Origin of the sequence: Lentilactobacillus hilgardii DSM 20176 = ATCC 8290, from assembly GCF_000159315.1 — a bacterium.
Lineage (GTDB): Bacteria > Bacillota > Bacilli > Lactobacillales > Lactobacillaceae > Lentilactobacillus > Lentilactobacillus hilgardii.
On sequence record NZ_GG669992.1, the window covers coordinates 494,348 to 498,548 of the forward strand.

Sequence of the window (4,201 nt, forward strand, 5' to 3'; positions counted from 1 at the left end):
CTTTTTTGTTCTTGTACCTTTAGGGCCTTGTTTATCTTAAAAAATGTTTGGTTTGGATCGAGCATGGCATTATTGTAATTAGTAATCCGTGAGGTACTTAGTCTTACAGGAGTGCTTGTGAACTAGAGCAAGTATTACAGTAGAAAGCGTTTCCGCTCTTATGATGAATAATATTATTGTTTGATAGGTTGGCTTATTTTATAAGCTATAACTAAAAATAATTAAGTGGGCTTATTGTGGTCCTAAAAAAATATTTCGCTAAATATATTCGCCCTTGTCAACAAAAAAACAGCCATCTTTTTTGATGGCCGTAACTATAATTAATCTATTTTAACTTTTTTATTTGATTTTGGGTCGCTCTGATCCTTATCCTTTTCGGGAAACCAGCGATACATAACGGCTTTAAAAAAGTCGGAACCATAATCTAAGAAGAAAACACCTAAAAGCATACAACAAGCTAACTGGAGAACAAAGACGTACCAATTATTGATTTTTATATTTAGTGATATTTCCATAAATGTTCCCCAAGCTAGTAACCAAGCTGGAATGAAGGTTGCTTTAAGAACCGTTCCTTGAAGTAGGATTGCAATGAGGGCCATTATACCGAAGACACTTGAGGTCCACCAAAGCATGTTCATATTTGGAATTTGAAATAAATTATAAGCAATTAAACCCCAAATAATTCCCATTCCAAAACTTAGAGATACGTTCCACGGATTTTTCTTTGATTCGTCCATTCCAGCATAAAAGGCTGATGTGATGAATGCTACTGGGGCCATCCAGAAAGCTAATGATCCCGATATAAGACCATAGAAAAAGGTGAATATACCAATTCCCAATGCGCTATAGGTGACCTCTTTGCCACTAGCAATATATTGTTTCATTTAAACCGCTCCTTGTATTAGCAAAATCTACGGTAAAGATGCTCACAGTTGAACAACTTATTTAACAAGTTCATCATAAACAATCCTGAAAGCGGTTACATGGCAGGTGGTAGATAAAAATTCACACTCCTGTTTATCTCTTAAAGCTAATCAGTGTTCTGTTACGGCATCTAACCAGCTAATTAATTTTCGATAACAATCAAGGTTGGTTTCATTGACCTCTCTATCAAAATCATGTTCCTTTGAATTGATAGGAATTAACTTAGAATTTGGTAGCTTTGCTTTTAACATGATTGAATTAATGAACGGGACATCTGGATCATATGAGGACTGACACATGTAAGTTGGTGGAAAGTTTTGTAGTGTACTTTTTGAAAGTTGCTTTTCTTTACTTTGAGTATCCTTAAAGATTATTTTCTGCCACTGATTGCTTTGGCGAGCATAAACATATAATAAGAACCGTTCTTCTACAGAACTTGAGGTAACAGGAGACGTTGAAATCATCGATTGTGCTTCTGCAAAGGTCACTTTTGGGTAACTGGCATACATCGAATTTTTCCTTTGTAAATTAGCAGATAATAAGCTTTCAAAACCATAAAAGTCGATAAATGCCATGGGCTTTTTACTGAGGTTTTCCGTCATTAATTGCAGACAAAGGTAAGCACCAGCTGAGCGACCGAAAAGAATATAGTCATTATTGAACAGTCCTATTTTTTTGCTGTTCATTAGAAAGAACTTCAATCCATCATTAACGGATTGAATTATTGCGCTATAGGAACATTCGGGGGCTAAACAGTAATCAATTGAAAACAGTGAGTAACCTGATTCTAGAAGAAGTTTGACATAAGGACCTGGTAAGTCGTTTCGATTACCGTAAATTAGACCACCACCGTGAATATAAAAAATAGTTGGTTTTTTAACGTTGACCTCAGATTTCCAAAATGATGCACGGACTGTAGTTTCCTCACCTGTAATGTAATTAATAGTTTGCAATTAAAATCATTCCTTTCATACTGTTTCATCATTTAGTACATTAAGAACCCGAATACCAACATTCAATCTAAAGACTTCATCTACATCTGAAAAGTTTATACTTGTCCTTTCCTGAATTTTATTTAGTCTATAGCTCATTGTCTTGGGATGGATAAAAAGTGCATTTGCACTAGCTTTGGCATTTTGATTATGTTCGAGATAGGTCTTTAACGTTGTATATAGTTCTGGCTTGTCTTTGTAAATTTTTAGAAGATCTTCTGGAACAAAGGACCTTAATTTTTCTGGATTATCAACTTGAAATAGGAATCTGTAAAATCCGAGATCATTGTAGTTAAAAATCTGGTTCCGTTTATTTAAATGACTGGCAATCTGAAGTGTTTTCAATGCCTGCGATGCATAAACCTTAAAGTCCTTTGGATGACAAGTTTCGCTTAATCCAATCTGAAAGTTTAGATTAGGATGAGTATCCTCAAGCGTTTGTAGTATCTTTTTTAAGTTATCTTGCATCTTTTCGGGACTTTGCTGATCCTCCGAAATGATTAGGATAATTCTATTTTGGCGAATACGGTAAACTGTATTAGGCCAGTATAACTTAAATTGACTAACAACACGATCGGCTTCTCGGGGATTATCTCGATAGTAATCTGGCTGTACTTTTTCTTCTTTTAAGGCTTGCAAAACAGTGACGCGATAATTGCTTGTTTCTACAAGGTTAAAGTGTTTTAAAGTAGCTTGGAATTCCTCTTCACTTGCAATTTTTCCGTTAATAAGATCATCAATGATGTCGTTGGCATATGTTCTCAACCCTTGATTTAAGGCGGTTTGCTTTAGAACTTCCATTTGTGTGAAGTTAACAGCATTTTCAATAGCCATAAAATCGACATCTTGAAGGATCTGATTTTCTTGTAGCACTCCAAGGTAAAGCTGATCTTGGCTCTGAGGAATTTTTACCATTAATAATTTAAAACTCTTGTCAGTTAATGTTACCTCATAGTATTGATAATTTGTATACTCCTTTTTTGGCACAGGTCTTCTTTGGGTAAAATCAATTTCTTTTAATTTATGCGTATTTTGATCATTATGAATAATATTGGAGGCAATATTATCTTCGATTTTAAAAATAAATGTTGGATTACTTACTAAAGATGAAAGCAAGTTAACGATGGCGTTGAATGAGCTGTTTTGGATTGCTAATTGAATAAATTGCTGATTTATTTTTTTGTATTGATTCAGCAATAAATTTTTTTCGTTGAACAGTAATTGCATTGATTCCAGCATGATGTCATTATATTTAATATTTTTGGGGATTTCAATTAGCGGAATTTTGTACTGATTGCAATCATCAATAATAGTTTGAGGGATTTCGTTAACAAATCTTGAAGTCTTGATAATTAATCCACTGCAATTGTGATTATGAAGCGATCGCATGAATTGGCCGATTGCTTTTTCTGAAAGGTTATCGAATCCATATAATGATGATAGCAGAACTTCGTTTGGTGTAATCCATTGCTCAACGTCAGGTGCTTCGGTGATCATAATATTTTCAACGGGATTATTTAAGCCTGCTGATCCAGCAATTAGCTTTGAATTATTAAGCGATTCTATTTTTTGAATATCTTTTAATATGATGGCCATATTCTTTCCTCCTCGTATTAATGTTCAACATTAAGGATACTCTTGAAAGGATAAAAATCAATTTAAAGAAAGCGGTTTCTATTATCCTTATAAGATATAAAAGCGCTTTCTTTATTATCTAGATAGTAAATGTAATTGACGCCAAAAATTCTTATTATAAGAGCGTAAGTTAAATTGTTAACCAGCAAAGGGAGGAAACCAATTTGCTATATACAGTAATTAGAAAAAATAGTTATCAAGATTCTATCAATTTGATGCTTCTAACCAAAAATATTAGTTCAATGCCTGGTGTTAAAGAAGTTCAGGTAATGATGGGGACAGATGCAAATAAGGATATTTTTGGTGAGGCAGGGCTATTAACTGATGAAGCTAAGTCTGCTGAGCCAAACGATATGATGATCGTTCTTGATGCTGATAAAAAAGATGTCATGGATGATGTTTTGAAACAGATTGATAAATTTCTAAATGATTTATCAGTTAAAAGTGATGATTCTGATAGTGATTCTAAAAAAGTTACCAATTGGGATGACGCTATGAAGAGTATTCCAGATGCTAACTTAGCAGTTATATCGGTTCCTGGGCTATATGCAGCAGATGAAATTGATAATGCATTAGATCATAATTTAAATGCTTTTGTCTTCAGTGATAATGTATCGCTTGAGGATGAAAGCAGATTGAAAAAAAAGGCA

General features: G+C 33.9%; 3 protein-coding genes and 1 pseudogene. 1 reads left to right on the forward strand and 3 read right to left on the reverse strand.

All coding sequences use genetic code 11. The features are described from left to right. Positions 1–320: 320 nt before the first annotated feature. From HMPREF0519_RS02305 to HMPREF0519_RS02315, 3 genes are all read right to left on the reverse strand, one after another. On the reverse strand, positions 321–884 hold the full coding sequence (locus tag HMPREF0519_RS02305) for a DUF1097 domain-containing protein (protein WP_003634284.1): 564 nt from the start codon (positions 882–884) through the stop codon (positions 321–323). Between the two features lie 150 nt (positions 885–1,034). Continuing rightward, entirely contained in the window at positions 1,035–1,877 is an 843-nt protein-coding gene (locus tag HMPREF0519_RS02310; RefSeq protein ID WP_003634286.1) for an alpha/beta hydrolase, read from the reverse strand. A 15-nt stretch (positions 1,878–1,892) separates the two neighbouring features. After that, on the reverse strand, positions 1,893–3,512 hold the full coding sequence (locus HMPREF0519_RS02315) for a PucR family transcriptional regulator (RefSeq protein ID WP_003634288.1): 1,620 nt from the start codon (positions 3,510–3,512) through the stop codon (positions 1,893–1,895). Between the two features lie 203 nt (positions 3,513–3,715). On the opposite strand from HMPREF0519_RS02315, the pseudogene HMPREF0519_RS13820 reads away from it, so the two are divergent. Beyond that, positions 3,716–4,201: pseudogene (locus HMPREF0519_RS13820) on the forward strand (bifunctional FdrA/YlbE family protein); the annotation flags it as partial.

Bases quoted from the DNA above. Each gene is read 5' to 3' on its own strand.
- HMPREF0519_RS02305 (WP_003634284.1), bottom strand. From the start codon at position 884: ATGAAACAATATATTGCTAGTGGCAAAGAGGTCACCTATAGCGCATTG.
- HMPREF0519_RS02315 (WP_003634288.1), bottom strand. From the start codon at position 3,512: ATGGCCATCATATTAAAAGATATTCAAAAAATAGAATCGCTTAATAAT.